Here is a 16,476-nt window from a genome sequence, read left to right as displayed (position 1 = left end):
CACCACGCAGCGGGTACCATTCCCGGGTGCGTACCCATGGCTGGTCGGGCTCGGCGCCCGCGAGCGACGACGAAGCCGTCGCGCGCATCCTGCACGCCGCCGCCGACGCCATCGACGAGCGCGGGGCGGACATCTCGATCGCCGACGTGGCCCGCACGCTCGGGGTGACGCGTCAGACCGTGTACCGCTACTTCCCCAGCACCGACGCCCTGCTGGTGGCCGCGGCCGTGCACGCCGCCGACGACTTCCTCGATCGCGTCGCCGCACACGTCGCGGGCATCCACGATCCCGTCGACGCGGTCACCGAGGCCGTCGCGACGGCGCTGGAGTGGCTGCCGAAGGACAAGCACATCGGGCTGCTGATCGTGCCGGGCCGCGCCGACGCGCACACCGAGGGCGTGACCTCGGACGTCGCCCGCGGATTCGCCGGGCAGATGGTGCGCCGCTTCGACGTCGACTGGGTCGCCCACGGGTTCGCCGGTCACGAACTCGACGAACTGGCCGAGCACCTGTTGCGCACCATTCAGTCCTTCGTCATCGACCCGGGCCGGCCACCGCGCACCGGCGCCGCGCTCCGGCACTACCTGCGCCGGTGGGTCGCGGTCGCCGCGGCAGGGGAAGCCTAGACGACGGTGAGCGGCAACGACTTCCGCTCCTCGAACACCCAGTTGGCACCCCCGGAGAACTTGCACACCGCGACCTCGGGGAGTTCGTCGGCCGCCGTGTCGGCGTGCACCACCCGCACCGTCCAGTCCGTCGCCGCGCCCACCACCTCGGCGCGCAGGTACGGATCGACCGCCGCGACGATGGCCTGCAGCGGCCGGTCGGCCACCGGCGAGCAGAGCGACACCCAGGCGCCGTCGTCGTGCGCGGGCGAGTGCCGCACCCGCACGAAGCCCGGCTCGACGTCCACCGACACGTAGGCCGCCGGGTTGAGCAGCGGATGCAGCTCGAGCACGCGCAGGGCCCCCACGGCGTCCGCGGGCAGTCCGAGCGCTCGGTGGATGCGCTCGGCGGCCACGCCTGCGATGCCGGTGAGCGCCTTGTAGCGGATCGCGGTCTCCCGCGCCTCGTCGCCACCGCTCCTCGCGTGGACCGCGAGGTTGAACGACAGCACCAGCAGGTGCATCTGCAGGCACACCTCGTCGGCGATGCGTACCAGCGCCGAGTGCGAGAACGCACCGAAGTCCACGTCGGACAGCAGCGGTCCGGCGTAGTCGGCCAATCCCTCGTCGTCGGGATCGATGTCGGCCAACCGGGTCTGGTGGGCCCGGCTGGCCCCCACGACGTCGAGTTGGGGGATGAAGCCCACCTCGGGGTGGGCGTCGTCGATGGTCACCGTCCAGGCGCAGTGCGGGTGCCGGTCGGCGGGCGCGCGCGGCGGCCGATGGATGGGGCGCACCTGGCAGCGACGGTTGGTCGCCAGCGCCGTCGCGTCGAACGTCGGGTCCTCGATGTCGTGGCACATGCCGCGCACGTAGTCGTCACCCATCGGTTCGACGTCCAGCAGCGCGCCACAGTGGTCGAGGTGGAACTCACCGTGCCAGCGGTCGTGCACGGTGTAGCGGAAGTCCATGAACTGCGGCGGGGCGCCGATGTCGAGCTGCAGCCCCTTGAAGATGGTGATGACGTCCACGCCCTCGTACTTCAGCGCGCGCTGCATCCTCCTGGTGTAGAGCGGACTGGCGCCGGCCCACTCCTCGATGGCGATCCGCAGCATCTCCTCACGGCCGAACTCGGAGATGCACCAGGCCATTCCGGCGCGGTCGATCAGCTGCCCGATGAGCAGCAGTTCGGGGACCAGCGTCGCGAGTTCGGCGCGCGAGAGCGCCGCGTACCTACTCGTCATCGAGCGTCGCGCCCGTGTTCATCTTCACCGCGGCGTTGGCGTTGGCCTTGCGGTCTTCGGCGGCGCCACGCTCGGCGGCCTTGCGGCGCTTGGCGGCCACCTTCGAGATGGTGCCGTTGAGTCCGGAACCCAGCGGGAACCCGACGTACTGGGTGAGGAAGATCGCGACGTCCTTCAGCTCGTCCTCGGACAGCTCGCCGTTGAGCAGGGCCGCGTTCACCTGCACCTCGGCGAGGTCTTGCAGACCCAGCGCCGTCACCACCGACAGCGTCATCAACCGCTTGTCCCGCATCGAGAGGCCCGGCTTGGACCAGATGGTGCCGAACAGGTGGTCGACGGTGAGGTCGAAGAACGGGTCGCCCTCGATGTTGGGCATCTCCCACCCGTACACGTCGTTCATCTTCGCCAGGCCCTTGCGGCGCAGCTCGTCCATCGGGGTCACTCCTCCTCGTGCGGCACGCCGAGCCCGGCGGCCAAGTTCTGCAACGCGATGCGCGCCAGGGGCAGGTCGACGTCGGTGCTCTCGCCGAGCCCGATCGCCAGCCTCAGGTCCTTCTCCCCCAACCCCCGGGTGTGCACGAACATGTCGTGCAGGAAGTGTTCGGGCGGCAACGGCGACGTGTCGTCACGCACCATGATCGCCCCAGGCCCGCCGCTGAGCGCGTCGCTGTGGCGCACCACGCGGCCCAGCTTCTGCAGGTCGATGCCCGAGGCCTGTGCCAGCTGCATCGCCTCGCATGCCGCGGCGAACCCGATGAAGGTCAACATGTTGCGCGCCAACTTCATCCGCGTACCCGCGCCGGGCTCGCCGGCCCGCACCACCATCGACGCCCACTTCTTGAACACCGGCTTGACCCGCTCGTAGGCGTCGTCGTCGGCGCCCACCATCACCGCCAGCTCCCCCGCCTCGGCCGCGCCTGCGCCGCCGCTGACCGGCGCGTCGACGACGTGGATTCCGCTGGGGCGCAGTCGTTCGGCCAGTTCGGCGGCGGTCTCGGGTTCGATCGTCGAGTGGATGGCGACGACGGTGCCGGGCCGCGCGTGGCCGGCGATCTCGCCGACGACGTCGCGCACCTGGGCATCGGTGAGTACGGTCACGCTGATCACGTCGGCGGCCGCCACGGCGGCGAGGTCGTCGGCCACCCGGGCCCCCAGTTGCGCCAGCGGCGCGGTGGCCTCGGCGCGCACGTCGAAGACGACCAACCCGCCGGGCCAGTCGACGAGTCGACGCGCCATCGGCGCGCCTTGGTTGCCCAGGCCCACGTAACCCAGCAGCAGGTCGGCACTCACCTGATGATCTGCCCGCCGTCGACGTTGAAGATCTGGCCGGTGATCCACTTGGCCTGATCCGAGAGCAGGAACAGCAGCATGCCGACGAGGTCCTCTGGTTCACCCATGCGCGACAACGGGATCCCCTTCACGATGTCGGCCACCATCTCCTGCGGCGTCGTGGTCCGGTTGGCCTCGGTGTCGATGGGCCCGGGGGCGATGGCGTTGACGCGGATGTTCTGCCCGCCCAGCTCGGTGGCCAATTGCTGGGTGAGGCCGTTGATGCCCACCTTGGCCAACCCGTAGAAGTTCGAGTACAGCCACGCCGCGGTCGACGACTGGTTGACGATCGCCCCGCCGCCGCGCTTGGCCATCTTGCGGTACACCGCCCGCGTGCACACCAGCGCTCCGTCGAGGTTCACGCTCATGAACTTCTTGTAGTAGTCCCAATCGACGGTGATGAGGAAGTCGAGCTTCATGCCGCCGAAGATGGCCGCGTTGTTGACCAGGTAGTCGATGCCGCCGAACTCCGAGAGGGTCCGAGCGGCCATGTCCTTGGCCGATTCCGGGTCCGAGACGTCGACACGCACGGCCAGCGCGGTGCCGCCCTCGCCCGCGATGCCGTCGGCGACCTTCCGGGCGCCCTCGACGTTGATGTCGGCGACGACCACCGCGGTTCCCTCGCGAGCCAGCGCCTCGGCGTAGGCCTGCCCGATGCCTCCCCCTGCGCCGGTGACGATGGCCACCTTGTCCGTGAACCCTTCGTACGTACCCACTGGTTCTCCTCGCTGGTCGTGACGGCTAGTGCGCCGCGGTGGCGATGGCCTTGATCTCGAGGTACTCCTCGAAACCCGCGATGCCCATCTCCCGGCCGATGCCGGACTGCTTGTAGCCGCCGAACGGCATGTCGGCCGAATACCAGACACCGCCGTTGACGTTCACGGTGCCGACGCGCAGTCGCGCGGCAATCCGCCGTGCGCGCTCGTCGTCGCCGGAGAACACCGTGCCGGACAGGCCGTACGGCGAGTCGTTGGCGATGCGCACCGCGTCGTCGTCGCCGTCGTGGGCGATGACGGTGAGCACGGGACCGAAGATCTCCTCACGGGCCACCCTGGCAGTGTTGTCCAGGCCGGCGATGACCGTCGGTTCCACGAAGAAGCCGGCGTCACGATCGGTGGGTCTGCCGCCGCCGCAGGCGAATCTGCCGCCGGCATCGCGGGCCGACGCCAGATACCCCTCGATGCGTTCGCGCTGCCGCGCCGAGATCACCGGGCCGCACACGGTGCCCGGGTTGGTCGGGTCACCGGGCGTGAGGCCCGCCATGGTCGCGGCGGCCGCTTCGACGGCCTGGTCGTAGGTGGCCCGTGGCACCACCAGGCGGGTCGTGATCGCGCATCCCTGGCCCGCGTGCATCGAGGCGGTGAAAGCGGCCATGGCACAGGCGCCGCCGAGATCCGCGTCGTCGAGCACCAGGAACGCCGACTTGCCGCCGAGTTCCAGGAACACCTTCTTCAGCGTTGCCGAGGCATCGGCCATCACGGCGCGGCCGGTGGTGGTGGAACCGGTGAACGACACCATGTCGACCCGGGGGTCCGTGGACAGCAGGGCGCCCACCGCGTGATCGCTGGCGGTGACGATGTTGACCACGCCCGCCGGGATGTCGGTGTGTTCGACGATCAGCTCACCGAGAACCGCTGCGGCCCAGGGTGTGTCGGGTGCAGGCTTGAGCACCACGGTGTTGCCCGCCGCCAGCGCGGGGCCCAGCTTGGCCAGGTTGATCTGATGCGGGAAGTTCCACGGCGTGATGGCGCCGACCACGCCGATGGCCTCGCGGGCGATCGTCCGGTGGGTCTTGATGCCCATGGGGGCGGCGATGCCGAGATCGGTCGACCAGGCGTAGTCCCGGGCGGTGTCGGCGCAGAAGCCGAGATCCTCGACCGGTCCCTGCAATTGGGCCCCGGCGGTCAGCATGTGCGGGGCCCCGACCTCCGCGATCGTCAGCTCGCGCAGCTCTTCGGTGTGGTCGCGCATCGCCTGCCGCAGCTGTCGGATGCACCGCACCCGCAGGTCGACGTCGGTGGACCAGGAGGTCTCGTCGAACGCCCGCCGCGCGGCACCAATGGCGGCGTCCATGTCCTTGGCCGTGGCGTCGGCGGCCACGCCGAGGGTCTCCTCGGTGGCCGGATTGATCGTCGGGAACGTCCCGGCGCCGCCGGGCAGCAACCGCCCGTCGATCAGCAGAGCGCTCTCGCGCTCGGCGAGCAGAGCCATCCGGGTTCCCCTCTCCCATTCGGCCCGCCGAACCTGGACAACTGTCCGACGGGGTCTCGTCGCACCCTAACCGCGGTCACGGCCCATGGGCAAGGGTGCACGTTCCGCCGACCGCCGCTTCGGTGGGAAAAACACCATCGAACAACGGTATTCACCGGGCGTTCTTGTCTCGGTGGCCTCCGTCCGATAACTTGGACACGTGTCCAGCGATGCGATGGCCGCGATCACGGATGACGTCGGCGACACGCCACGCAACCGGCGCCAGGAGGAAACGTTCCGCAAGGTGCTGACGGCGGGCGTGGAGATGCTGCGCGAATCGTCCTATGCCGACCTGACGGTGCGCGCGGTCGCCGCGCGGGCCAAGGTGGCCCCCGCGACCGCCTACACCTACTTCTCGTCCAAGAACCACCTGATCGCCGAGGTCTACCTCGACCTGGTCAGGCAGGTGCCCTACTTCACCGACGTCAACGATTCGATGGCCGTTCGCGTCGAGAAGACGTTGCGCGCCCTGGCACTCACGGTCGCCGACGAGCCGGAGGTCGCGGCCGCCTGCACCACCGCCCTGCTCACCGGCACCGACCCCACGGTGCGCAAGGTGCGCGACCGCATCGGCGGCGAGATCCACCGGCGCATCCGGTCGTCGGTGGGCCCCGACGCCGACCCCCGCGTGGTGTCGGCCCTCGAGATGACGTTCTTCGGCGCGCTGACCAATGCCGGCAGCGGCGCGTTCACCTACCACCAGATCGCCGATCGACTGTCCTACGTCGTCGGGTTGATCGTCGGAGAGGCCCGCTAGATGACCGTCACCCAACCCCCCGGCGTCGTCTTGGACCCGTACGACTACGACTTCCACGAGGATCCGTACCCGTACTACCAGCGGCTGCGCGACGAGGCGCCGCTGTACCGCAACGGCGACCTCGGTTTCTGGGCGCTGTCGCGGCATGCCGACGTGCTCACCGGGTTCCGCAACAGCACCACGCTGTCCAACAAGTTCGGCGTCTCGCTGGATCCGGCGTCCCGTGGACCGCACGCCGCCAAGACCATGAGCTTCCTGGCCATGGACGATCCCGCGCACCTGCGGCTGCGCACGCTGGTGTCGAAGGGCTTCACGCCGAGACGCATCCGCGAACTCGAGCCACGCGTCACCCAGATCGCGGTCAAGCACCTGGACGTCATGCTCGAGATGGCCGCCGCCGGAGCCACCGTGGACTACGTCGACGAGTTCGCGGGCAAGCTGCCCATGGACGTCATCTCGGAGCTGATGGGCGTCCCCGAGGAGGACCGCGTCCAGGTGCGCGCGTGGGCCGACGGCGTGATGCATCGCGACGAGGGGGTCACCGACGTCCCCCCCGAGGCCATCGAGGCATCGCTGAACCTCATCGTCTACTACCAGGAGATGGTGGCGCAGCGGCGTCGCGCGCCGTCGGACGACTTGACCACGGCCCTGCTCGAAGCCGAGATCGACGGTGACCGCCTCACCGACGACGAGGTGCTGGGGTTCATGTTCCTGATGGTGATCGCCGGCAACGAGACCACCACCAAACTCCTTGCCAACGCTGCCTTCTGGGGGCACCGCAACCCCGACCAGCTCCGCCCCGTCTACGACGACCTGGACCTCGTCCCGGCGTGGGTCGAGGAGACCCTGCGCTACGACACGTCCAGCCAGATCCTGGCGCGCACGGTGGTCGGCGACCTCCAGCTCTACGACACCACGATCCCCGACGGCGACGTGATGCTGCTGCTGCCCGGTTCGGCGCATCGCGACGAGCGGGTGTTCGACCGGCCCGACGACTTCGTCATCGGCCGCGACATCGGGTCGAAGCTGATGAGCTTCGGCAGCGGCGCGCACTTCTGCCTGGGGGCGCACCTGGCCCGCATGGAGGCCCGCGTGGCCCTGGCCGGACTGTTCCAGCGCATCCGCGGCTACGAGGTCGACGAGGCGAACGCGGTGCGCGTGCACTCCAGCAACGTCCGTGGCTTCGCCCACCTGCCCATCACCGTCCACGCCCGCTGAGCGGCCCGAGAGGTTCTTCATGCCCCGCTTCGCACCACTACCCGAACGCCGGCCCGCCATCGTCGCCGGCGCGTCCGCAGGCATCGGCGAGGCCACCGCGATCGAACTCGCCGCGCGCGGGTTCCCCGTCGCGCTGGGGGCCCGCCGCGTCGAGAAGCTCGACGACCTGGTCGGCAAGATCAACGCCGACGGCGGTGAGGCCGTCGGCTTTCACCTCGACGTCACCGACCCCAACTCGGTGTCGTCGTTCGTGGCACAGGCCCGCGCGGCGCTCGGCGACATCGAGGTGCTGGTCGCAGGCGCCGGCGACACCTACTTCGGCAAGCTGGCGGAGATCACCACCGAGCAGTTCGACTCGCAGCTGCAGATTCATCTCGTCGGCGCCAATCGCCTTGCGGCGGCCGTACTTCCGGGGATGCTCGAACGCCAACGCGGTGACCTGATCTTCGTGGGCTCCGAAGTGGCGCTGCGTCAGCGACCCCACATGGGTGCCTACGGCGCCGCCAAGGCGGCGCTGGTGGCCATGGTGAACAACCTGCAGATGGAGCTGGAGGGCACTGGCGTGCGCGCGTCCATCGTGCATCCCGGACCCACCAAGACCTCGATGGGCTGGAGCCTCCCGGCCGAACAGATCGGCCCCGCACTCGAGGACTGGGCCAAGTGGGGCCAGGCGCGCCACGACTACTTCCTGCGCGCAACCGATCTCGCGCGCGCCATCACGTTCGTCGCCGAGACCCCGCGCGGCGGCTTCGTCGCCAACATGGAATTACAACCCGAGGCGCCGTTGGCGGCGACGAAGGACCGCCAGAAGTTGGCGCTCGGCGAAGAAGGGATGGGAAAGCAGTGACTGCCACCATCGTCCCCCGCGTCTCCGGCGGCGAGGAAGAGGAACACGGTCACCTCGAGGAGTTCCGCACCGATCCCATCGGGCTGATGCACCGGGTGCGGCAGGAATGCGGCGACGTCGGCTGGTTCCAACTGGCCGACAAGCAGGTGGTGCTGCTGTCCGGAGCGGAGGCCAACGAATTCTTCTTCCGGTCCAGCGACGGTGAACTCAACCAGGCCGAGGCGTATCCGTTCATGACGCCGATCTTCGGCGAGGGCGTGGTCTTCGACGCCGATCCGGAGCGCCGCGCGGAGATGCTGCACAACACCGCGCTTCGCGGTGAGCAGATGAAGGGGCACGCGGCCACCATCGAGAACGAAGTGCGGCGCATGACGCAGGACTGGGGCGACACCGGTGAGATCGACCTGCTCGACTTCTTCGCCGAGCTGACCATCTACACCTCCACGGCGTGCCTGATCGGGCTGAAGTTCCGCAACCAGCTGGACTCGCGGTTCGCCGATTACTACCACCTGCTGGAGCGGGGCACCGATCCGCTCTGCTACGTCGACCCGTACCTGCCCATCGAGAGCTTCCGCATCCGCGACGAGGCCCGGGCCAACCTGGTGGCGCTGGTCGACGAGGTGATGGCGGGCCGCATCGCCGATCCGCCCTCCGACAAGGCCGATCGCGACCTGCTCGACGTGCTGGTGTCGATCAAGGACGACGCAGGCAATCCCCGGTTCTCGGCCAACGAGGTCACGGGCATGTTCATCTCGCTGATGTTCGCCGGGCACCACACCAGCTCGGGCACGTCGAGCTGGACGCTCATCGAACTGCTGCGCCACCCCGAGTACTACGCGCAGGTCCAGCAGGAACTCGACGATCTCTACGCCGACGGCCAGGAGGTGAGTTTCCACGCGCTGCGCCAGATCCCGAAGCTCGACAACGCGCTGAAGGAGACCCTGCGACTGCATCCGCCGCTGATCATCCTGATGCGGGTGGCCAAGGACGAGTTCGTGGTGGGCGGCCACCCGATCCACGCGGGGCAGATGGTGGCGGCCTCGCCGGCGATCTCCAACCGGATCCCCGAGGACTTCCCCAACCCCGATGCCTTCGAGCCCGACCGTTACGACAAGCCCCGCCAGGAGGATCTGCTCAACCGCTGGACGTGGATCCCGTTCGGGGCGGGCAAGCATCGCTGCGTCGGCGCCGCGTTCGCGCAGATGCAGATCAAGGCGATCTTCTCGGTCCTGCTGCGCGAGTATGAGTTCGAGATGGCGCAGCCGCCGGAGAGTTATCGCAACGACCATTCGAAGATGGTCGTGCAGTTGGCGCGCCCGGCGACGGTGCGGTATCGCAGGCGAGTCCGGGGATAGCCGCGAGATGGGCTGCTACCGCATCGAACTCGACGACGACCTGTGCCAGGGCCACGCCATGTGCGAACTGGAGGCGCCCGAGGTCTTCCGGGTGCCCAAGCGTGGCGCGGTCGAGATCCTGGACCCCGAGCCACCCGACGAGCTTCGCGACGCCGTCGAGTCGGCCGTCGAGATGTGCCCCACCCGAGCCCTGTCCATCACGGAGGTCGACGAAACCTGAGCGAGGCACGAGCGAAGGTGAGGAGACCGACCATGAAACACCGACGAGAAGGAGTGACGATGGCGTCCCGCGAACAACTGGAAGACTGGGTGCAGCGCTGGCTCCAAGCCAATCGCGAGGCCGAGCAGGCGGGCGATTGGACGCCGTTGGCGGAGTTCTACACCGACGACGCGACCTACGGCTGGAACATCGGCCCCAAGGAAGACGTGATGTGCGTCGGCAAGAAGGAGATCGCGGAGATCGCCCTCGGCCTCGAGATGGAGGGCCTCGAGAACTGGGTCTACGAGTACCAGAAGACGCTCATCGACGAGAAGCAGCGCGAGATCGTCGGTTTCTGGAAGCAGATCGCCCACAAGGGCGACGGCACCCGCGACGAGATCTACGGCATCGGCGGCAGCTGGTTCCGGCTCGACGATCGGCTGCTCATCGAGTGGCAACGCGACTTCTTCGACTTCGGCCACGTGCAGCACGCCTTCATGAAGCTCATCGCCTCCGGCGACCTGACGCCCACCATGCAGAAACGCATCGAACGCAGCCTCGCCGGCGAGAAGCTGCCGGGCTACTACCCGATCGGCGCCAGCCCCGTCCCCCTCTGGTGACGGACCCGGCCAAGCAGTTGATTGGGGGTGGGTGTGACGCACGTAACTAATGCCTCTAGTCTGTGGTCATCGGCTCAAGTGAAAGGCACGTTCGGATGAAGACAAAGGGCGCCCTGATCTGGGAGTTCAACCAGCCATGGTCGATCGAGGAGATCGAGATCGGCGACCCCGTCAAGGACGAGGTCAAGATCCAGATGGAAGCCTCCGGGATGTGCCACTCCGACCACCACCTGGTGACCGGCGACATCCCGATGGCGGGCTTCCCCGTGCTCGGCGGCCACGAGGGCGCGGGCATCGTCACCGAGGTCGGTCCTGGAGTCGACCACATCGCCCCCGGCGACCACGTGGTGCTGTCCTTCATCCCCTCCTGCGGCGAGTGCCCGGCCTGCCAGGAGGGGCTGCGCAACCTCTGCGACCTGGGCGCCGGACTGCTCGCGGGCACCGCGGTGTCCGACGGTAGCTACCGCATCCACGCCGTCAAGAACGGCCAGCCCGTCATCCCCATGACGCTGCTCGGCACCTTCAGCCCGTACATGGTGGTGCACAAGAGTTCGGTCGTGAAGATCGACCCGAGCATCCCCTTCGAGGTGGCCTGCCTGGTGGGCTGCGGCGTCACCACCGGATACGGCTCCGCGGTCCGCAGCGGCGACGTGCGTCCGGGCGACGACGTCGTGATCGTCGGCGTCGGTGGCGTCGGCACCGGTGCGTTGCAGGGCGCGCTGAACGCCGGTGCCCGCAACGTGTTCGCCGTCGACCCCGTCGAGTTCAAGCGCGACAACGCCCTGAAGTTCGGCGCCACCCACGCCTATCCCGACATCTTCAGCGCCATGGCCGGCGTCGCCGAGGTCACCCAGGGCCGCATGGCACACAAGACCATCGTCACCGTCGGCGAACTCAAGGGCGAGGACATCGACCACTACATGAACATCACCGCCAAGGGCGGCACCGTGGTGGCGACCGCCGTGGCGAACATGGCCGAGAACGACGTCAAGCTCAACCTGTCGATGCTCACCCTGCTGCAGAAGCGCTTGCAGGGCACCATCTTCGGCGGCGGCAACCCGCACCACGACATCCCTCAGCTGCTGTCGATGTACAAGGCCGGCCGGCTCAACCTGGACGACATGGTGACCCGGCAATACCGCCTCGAGCAGATCAACGACGGGTACACCGACATGCTGGAGGGCCGCAACATCCGCGGCGTCATCCGCTACACCGACGCGGACCGGTGACGTGACGGGGCCCGACCTCACCAGCCCCGACACCAGCCCCGACACCAGTCCCGTCGTCGCGGCCTCGGAGGCCTCGTGGAGGTGCGTGCAGTCGGGTGACCGCGAGGGCTGGCTGGCCCTGATGGCCGACGACGTCGTGGTCGAGGATCCAATCGGCGAGGCCGTCACCAACCCCGACGGGGCCGGCGTGCGCGGCAAGGAGGCGCTAGCGGCCTTCTACGACGCCAACATCGGACCCAACACGCTGACGGTGACGCGCGAGGAATCGTTCCCGTCGAGTTCCCCTCACGAGATCGCCTACGTCCTGGTGCTGCACACGGTGTTCCCGAACGGCTTCACCGCCACCGTGCGCGGCGTGTTCACCTACCGCGTGAACGACGCCGGACTCATCACCAACCTGCGGGGCTACTGGAACATGGACGCCATGCGGTTCGGGCAGGAGTGAGCCGGGCGGCCGTCGTCGTCGGCGGTACGCGGGGCGTCGGCCTCGCGGTAGCCGAACTGTTGGTGACGCAGGGCTTCCGGGTCGTGGTCAACGGCCGCGACCCGGACGCCGTCGGCCAGGCAGGCACGCGGCTCGGGGAGCAGGCGCTCGGCATCGCCGGCTCCCCCGCCGAGCCCGCGGTCGCCGACCTGCTGGTCCGGACGTGCGTCGGCGAGTTCGGCCGCATCGACGCGCTGGTGAACTGCGCGGGCACGGCCGAGCCTGTGGGCTCTTCGATCCTCGACGTCACGTCGGGCCAGTTCCGCGAGCTACTGGACGCACACCTGCTGACCACCTTCGAGACGTGCCGCGCCGCCGCGCCGCATCTCGTCGCGCAGGGCGGCGGGGCCATCGTCAACACCAGTTCGTTCGCCTACCTCGGCGACTACGGCGGGACGGGCTATCCGGCGGGCAAGGGCGGCGTGAACGGCTTGACGATGGCCATCGCGGCCGAGCTGCGCGAGCACGGCGTGCGCGCCAACGTGGTGTGCCCCGGGGCCAGGACGCGGCTGTCCACCGGCGCCGACTACGAGGCCCACATCGCGGAGCTGAACCGCCGCGGCATGCTCGACGACGCGAGCATGGCGGGAGCATTGGACGCGGCGGGCCCGGAGTACGCCGCGCCGACGTACGCGTACCTGGTCAGCGACGGGGCGGCCGCGATCACGGGCCAGATCTTCATCGCCGCAGGCGGTTTCGTGGGCCGCTTCGACCGCCCCACGCCCGCGCTGCTCGCCTACCGCGACCATCACGACCAGCCGCCCTGGACGGTCGAGGAGCTGGCAGACGTCATCGGGTAGCGCGCACCGTCCGAGCGACCGCCTGGCATGCTGGCAGTCATGGCGTCCGTGTTCACCATGATCATCAACGGGGACATCCCCGGCCGATTCGTCTACGAGGACGACGACGTCGTGGCGTTCCTGACCATCGAACCCATGACGCAGGGCCACACGCTGGTGGTGCCGCGCGCGGAGATCGACAACTGGCAAGACGTCGATCCGGAGGTGTTCGCGCGCATCCAGGCGGTGTCGCAGCGCATCGGCAAGGCCGTCTGCAAGGCCTTCGACACGACCCGTGCCGGCATGATCATCGCCGGTCTCGAGGTACCCCACCTGCACGTCCACGTCTTTCCGGCGCGCGACCTCGCCGACTTCGGGTTCGCGAACGTCGACCGGAACCCGTCACCGGAGTCGCTCGACGAGGCGCAGGCGAAGATCAAGGCCGCGCTCGCCGAACTCGGCTAGCCGACCGGCACGGCGACGTCGGCGATGCGGGGCAGGTTCACGCGGAACCGGCAGCCCTGCCCAGGGGCGGTGGTGACGCTGACGGTGCCGCCGTGCGCGTACACCAGCGAGTCGACGATCGACAGGCCCAAGCCCGTTCCGCCGCTGGTGCGGGTCCGCGACGAATCGGTGCGGTAGAAGCGCTCGAACACCCGCTGGGCGTCCTCCGGCGTCATGCCCGGCCCCTCGTCGCACACCTCCAGCACGGCGCTGTCACCGTCGGTGCCGACCCGGATCGCGATGTTCGCCGACTCCGGCGTGTGCTGCAGCGCGTTGGCCACCAGGTTGCCGAGGACCTGCCGCAGTCGCGCCTCGTCGCCGAGCACCTCGGGCGTACCGGGTCCGTCGAACACCTCCATGGCGATGGAACGCTTGGGCGCGACGGACCGGGCGTCGTGGACGGCGTCGCTGGCCAGGGACAGCAGGTCCACGCGGTTGCGCTCCAGCGGCCGCTGCGCGTCGAGGCGGGCGAGCAGCAGCAGGTCCTCCACCAACAGGCCCATCCGCTGGGCTTCGCTCTCGATGCGATGCATCAACAGCTCGATGTCGCGGGCGGCGCCTTGGCGATAGAGTTCGGCGAACCCTCGGATGGTCGTCAGCGGCGTGCGCAGTTCGTGGCTGGCGTCGGTGATGAAGCGGCGCATTCGGTCTTCCGACGTGCGGGCTTGCGCCGCCGACGATTCCGACGACGCCACGGCGCGCTGGATCTGGGCGAGCATGCCGTTGAGCGCCAACGACAGTCGGCCCACCTCGGTGCGGGGATCGCGTTCGGGGATGCGGCGGTCCAGCTGGCCCGCGGCGATGGCGGCCGCGGTCTGCTCCACCTCGACGAGCGGCCGCAGACTGCGATGTACGACGGCGTATCCCGCGATGCCGATCACCAGGAGTACGGCAGCGCCGATGCCCACCTGCGACCAGGTGAGCGCGCGCACCGTCGACTGCACCTCGGACAGGTCGATGGCCACCGTGGTCAGCTCACCGCGCAATCCGCGGACGGTCACGGCCCGCCACTCGACCTTCGAGTGGTTGATGGAGCCGACGGTGACGGGCACCGGGCCCACGTCGTTGTTCTCCGGCAGGGCGGGTTCGGCCTCCCGGTCGTTGACCGCCATCCAGACCCTGCCGTCCGGATCGATGCCGCGGACGAAGAAGTCCGACGGCGGGCGTCCGGGATTCGGTCCCTCGATGGGCGTCGACGGGACGCGGCGGGGGGCCTGCGCCCACCCGCGCGAGGCGTCGAGCAGGGTCTGGTCGACGCGGTTGACCAGGGTGTGCCGCATGATCGACGTCACGGCGACGCCGGACGCCAAGAGGCCGCACGCAACCAACACCAGGGTCGCCGCCACGAGTCCCACCCGCAGCGGTATGCCGTTGCCGCGCAGCGTGCCTCCTATCGCGGTTCGCGCAGGACGTACCCGACGCCCCGCAAGGTGTGCAGCAGCCGCTTCTCGCCGGTGTCGATCTTGCGTCGCAGGTAGGACACGTACGACTCGACGACGTTCACGTCACCGCCGAAATCGTAACGCCACACGTGGTCGAGGATCTTCGGCTTCGACAGCACGGTGCCCGCGTTGATGATGAAGTAGCGCAGCAGCGTGAACTCCGTCGGCGACAGCGAGACCGGTTCACCGGCCTTCCACACCTCGTGGGTGTCCTCGTCGAGTTCGATGTCGGCGAACGAGAGCCGGGCGCTGCGCTGTTCCTCGACGGCGCGTCCCGAGCGGCGCAGGATCACGCGCAGCCGGGCCACGACCTCTTCGAGGCTGAACGGCTTGGTGACGTAGTCGTCGCCGCCGAGCGTCAGACCGGCGATCTTGTCCTGCAGCGTGTCGCGCGCGGTGAGGAACAGGGCGGGCGCGTCGATGCCGTCGGCGCGGAGCCGGCGCAGCACCCCGAAACCGTCCATGCCGGGCATCATCACGTCGAGGATGACGGCGTCGGGACGGATCTCGCGGGCCTTGTCGAGGGCCGCGGGGCCGCTCGAGGCCGTGTGTACCTCGAAGCCTTGGAACTTGAGGCTCACGGACAGCAGTTCGACGATGTTGGTCTCGTCGTCGACGACGAGAATCCTCGCCTCGGGCACTGATTCTGGGATCGCGGGCATCGCCATGGCTATCAATGTCCTCCACGTCGCTGGAAATGGAACTGCGCAGCCGCTGTGGGATTCCTGTGAATCCTCTCGGCCTCCCCTGACACCCGCACCAGCGGGCACTGTGACGACGGTCATAGACTGGCCCGATGAACTTCGGCAAGAGCCTGGTCGACCTGGCCTTGGCGCCTGCGCGGATCGGTCTGGCCGTCGCCGACGCGAGCCTGGGGATCGCGGGCGCAACGGTCAAGACCGTGCAGCGCGGCCTGGGCGACGGCCCCACGGCGGGCTCGGCGTCGATGGCCAGGGCCCTGGGCCTCGACGAGGCCGTCGAACGGGCCAACCGGTTGGCGCGGCTCATGGACGACGACGCCCCGCTGGGCCGGGCGCTGGCGCCCGACGGCCCGCTCAACCGCCTGCTGCGCCCCGGGGGGCTCGTCGACCAGCTGACGGCCGAGGGTGGGCTGCTCGATCGGCTGACGGCCGACAACGGCGCCGTGGCCAGGGCCGTCGCGCCCGGCGGGCTGATCGACCAGATCACGGCGGAGGGCGGTCTGCTCGACCGCATGACCACCGACGACGGGGCACTGTCACGGGTCATCGCGCCGGGCGGCCTCGCCGACCAACTGCTGGCCAACGACGGACTCATCGAGCGGGTGCTGCGCGAGGACGGCGTGGCAGACAAGTTGTTGGCCGAGGGCGGCCTGCTGGACACGTTGACCGCCACCGACGGCCCGTTGCTGAAACTGGCCGACGTCGCCGACACCCTCAACCGGCTGGCGCCCGGGCTCGAGGCGTTGACGCCGACCATCGACGCCCTGCACGAGGCCGTGATCACGCTGAGCCAGGTGGTCAACCCACTCAGCAACATCGCCGACCGGATCCCACTGCCGGGCAGGCGCGCGGGCCGACGGCTGGGGCCGCGGCCGGTGACCTCGCAACGGATCATCGAGGAGTGAGGCCCCGG

19 protein-coding genes are annotated in these 16,476 nt (G+C 69.2%); 12 read left to right on the top strand and 7 right to left on the bottom strand.

All coding sequences use genetic code 11. The features are described from left to right. The first annotated feature begins 26 nt into the window (after nucleotides 1–26). Nucleotides 27–626 (top strand): TetR/AcrR family transcriptional regulator, encoded by a 600-nt coding sequence (locus AC30CM_RS15150; protein ID WP_490117714.1) that lies wholly within the window; start codon nucleotides 27–29, stop codon nucleotides 624–626. Here AC30CM_RS15150 and AC30CM_RS15145 read toward each other — a convergent pair. From AC30CM_RS15145 to AC30CM_RS15125, 5 genes are read right to left on the bottom strand one after another with little or no spacing between them, the layout of a single operon-like run. Beyond that, the gene (locus AC30CM_RS15145; RefSeq protein ID WP_490117713.1) at nucleotides 623–1,849 is read right to left on the bottom strand and encodes a hypothetical protein; all 1,227 of its coding nucleotides are present in this window, start codon (nucleotides 1,847–1,849) and stop codon (nucleotides 623–625) included. The genes AC30CM_RS15150 and AC30CM_RS15145 overlap by 4 nt on opposite strands. Then, on the bottom strand, nucleotides 1,839–2,282 hold the full coding sequence (locus tag AC30CM_RS15140) for a carboxymuconolactone decarboxylase family protein (protein WP_490117712.1): 444 nt from the start codon (nucleotides 2,280–2,282) through the stop codon (nucleotides 1,839–1,841). Before AC30CM_RS15140 ends, AC30CM_RS15145 begins: the two co-directional genes overlap by 11 nt. Before the next feature lie 5 nt (nucleotides 2,283–2,287). After that, nucleotides 2,288–3,139: an NAD(P)-dependent oxidoreductase gene (locus AC30CM_RS15135; RefSeq protein ID WP_490117711.1), complete on the bottom strand. Its 852-nt coding sequence runs from the start codon at nucleotides 3,137–3,139 to the stop codon at nucleotides 2,288–2,290. After that, nucleotides 3,136–3,894, bottom strand: coding sequence for an SDR family oxidoreductase (locus AC30CM_RS15130; RefSeq protein WP_490117710.1), 759 nt, complete (start codon nucleotides 3,892–3,894; stop codon nucleotides 3,136–3,138). Before AC30CM_RS15130 ends, AC30CM_RS15135 begins: the two co-directional genes overlap by 4 nt. Before the next feature lie 25 nt (nucleotides 3,895–3,919). Then, the gene (locus tag AC30CM_RS15125) at nucleotides 3,920–5,389 is read right to left on the bottom strand and encodes an aldehyde dehydrogenase (RefSeq protein ID WP_490117709.1); all 1,470 of its coding nucleotides are present in this window, start codon (nucleotides 5,387–5,389) and stop codon (nucleotides 3,920–3,922) included. A gap of 214 nt (nucleotides 5,390–5,603) precedes the next feature. Between AC30CM_RS15125 and AC30CM_RS15120 the strand changes: the two genes are divergently transcribed. The 10 genes from AC30CM_RS15120 (at nucleotide 5,604) to AC30CM_RS15075 (ending at nucleotide 13,381) form a co-directional block, all read left to right on the top strand. Beyond that, the gene (locus AC30CM_RS15120) at nucleotides 5,604–6,185 is read left to right on the top strand and encodes a TetR family transcriptional regulator (protein ID WP_490117753.1); all 582 of its coding nucleotides are present in this window, start codon (nucleotides 5,604–5,606) and stop codon (nucleotides 6,183–6,185) included. Beyond that, nucleotides 6,186–7,403: a cytochrome P450 gene (locus AC30CM_RS15115; RefSeq protein ID WP_490117708.1), complete on the top strand. Its 1,218-nt coding sequence runs from the start codon at nucleotides 6,186–6,188 to the stop codon at nucleotides 7,401–7,403. A 19-nt stretch (nucleotides 7,404–7,422) separates the two neighbouring features. Further along, on the top strand, nucleotides 7,423–8,250 hold the full coding sequence (locus tag AC30CM_RS15110) for an SDR family oxidoreductase (RefSeq protein ID WP_490117707.1): 828 nt from the start codon (nucleotides 7,423–7,425) through the stop codon (nucleotides 8,248–8,250). Further along, nucleotides 8,247–9,605 (top strand): cytochrome P450, encoded by a 1,359-nt coding sequence (locus AC30CM_RS15105; RefSeq protein WP_490117706.1) that lies wholly within the window; start codon nucleotides 8,247–8,249, stop codon nucleotides 9,603–9,605. The genes AC30CM_RS15110 and AC30CM_RS15105 overlap by 4 nt, the downstream gene beginning before the upstream one ends. 7 nt (nucleotides 9,606–9,612) lie before the next feature. After that, nucleotides 9,613–9,825, top strand: coding sequence for a ferredoxin (locus AC30CM_RS15100; RefSeq protein WP_490117705.1), 213 nt, complete (start codon nucleotides 9,613–9,615; stop codon nucleotides 9,823–9,825). Nucleotides 9,826–9,884: 59 nt separating this feature from the next. Next, the gene (locus AC30CM_RS15095) at nucleotides 9,885–10,424 is read left to right on the top strand and encodes a nuclear transport factor 2-like protein (RefSeq protein WP_490117704.1); all 540 of its coding nucleotides are present in this window, start codon (nucleotides 9,885–9,887) and stop codon (nucleotides 10,422–10,424) included. Between the two features lie 95 nt (nucleotides 10,425–10,519). Next, nucleotides 10,520–11,653 carry an NDMA-dependent alcohol dehydrogenase gene (locus AC30CM_RS15090; protein ID WP_490117703.1) on the top strand — a complete coding sequence of 378 codons (1,134 nt, stop codon included), beginning with the start codon at nucleotides 10,520–10,522 and terminating at the stop codon, nucleotides 11,651–11,653. A 1-nt stretch (nucleotide 11,654) separates the two neighbouring features. Continuing rightward, nucleotides 11,655–12,098 (top strand): nuclear transport factor 2 family protein, encoded by a 444-nt coding sequence (locus AC30CM_RS15085; protein WP_490117702.1) that lies wholly within the window; start codon nucleotides 11,655–11,657, stop codon nucleotides 12,096–12,098. After that, nucleotides 12,095–12,937 carry an SDR family NAD(P)-dependent oxidoreductase gene (locus tag AC30CM_RS15080; protein WP_490117701.1) on the top strand — a complete coding sequence of 281 codons (843 nt, stop codon included), beginning with the start codon at nucleotides 12,095–12,097 and terminating at the stop codon, nucleotides 12,935–12,937. Before AC30CM_RS15085 ends, AC30CM_RS15080 begins: the two co-directional genes overlap by 4 nt. A gap of 39 nt (nucleotides 12,938–12,976) precedes the next feature. Continuing rightward, nucleotides 12,977–13,381: an HIT family protein gene (locus tag AC30CM_RS15075; RefSeq protein WP_490117700.1), complete on the top strand. Its 405-nt coding sequence runs from the start codon at nucleotides 12,977–12,979 to the stop codon at nucleotides 13,379–13,381. Here the strand turns inward: AC30CM_RS15075 and AC30CM_RS15070 are convergent. After that, nucleotides 13,378–14,814, bottom strand: a complete 1,437-nt coding sequence (locus AC30CM_RS15070; RefSeq protein ID WP_490117752.1) for a sensor histidine kinase — start codon at nucleotides 14,812–14,814, stop codon at nucleotides 13,378–13,380. The two genes, AC30CM_RS15075 and AC30CM_RS15070, sit on opposite strands and share 4 nt — an antisense overlap. Next, complete coding sequence (locus AC30CM_RS15065; RefSeq protein WP_490117699.1) at nucleotides 14,811–15,530, bottom strand: response regulator transcription factor; 720 nt, start codon at nucleotides 15,528–15,530, stop codon at nucleotides 14,811–14,813. The genes AC30CM_RS15070 and AC30CM_RS15065 overlap by 4 nt, the downstream gene beginning before the upstream one ends. Before the next feature lie 128 nt (nucleotides 15,531–15,658). On the opposite strand from AC30CM_RS15065, the gene AC30CM_RS15060 reads away from it, so the two are divergent. Next, on the top strand, nucleotides 15,659–16,468 hold the full coding sequence (locus AC30CM_RS15060; protein WP_490117698.1) for a hypothetical protein: 810 nt from the start codon (nucleotides 15,659–15,661) through the stop codon (nucleotides 16,466–16,468). Nucleotides 16,469–16,476 lie beyond the last annotated feature (8 nt).

This window comes from Mycobacterium sp. DHQP2018-32-09, from assembly GCF_058148405.1.
This window is presented reverse-complemented; position numbering and strand designations above follow the sequence as displayed.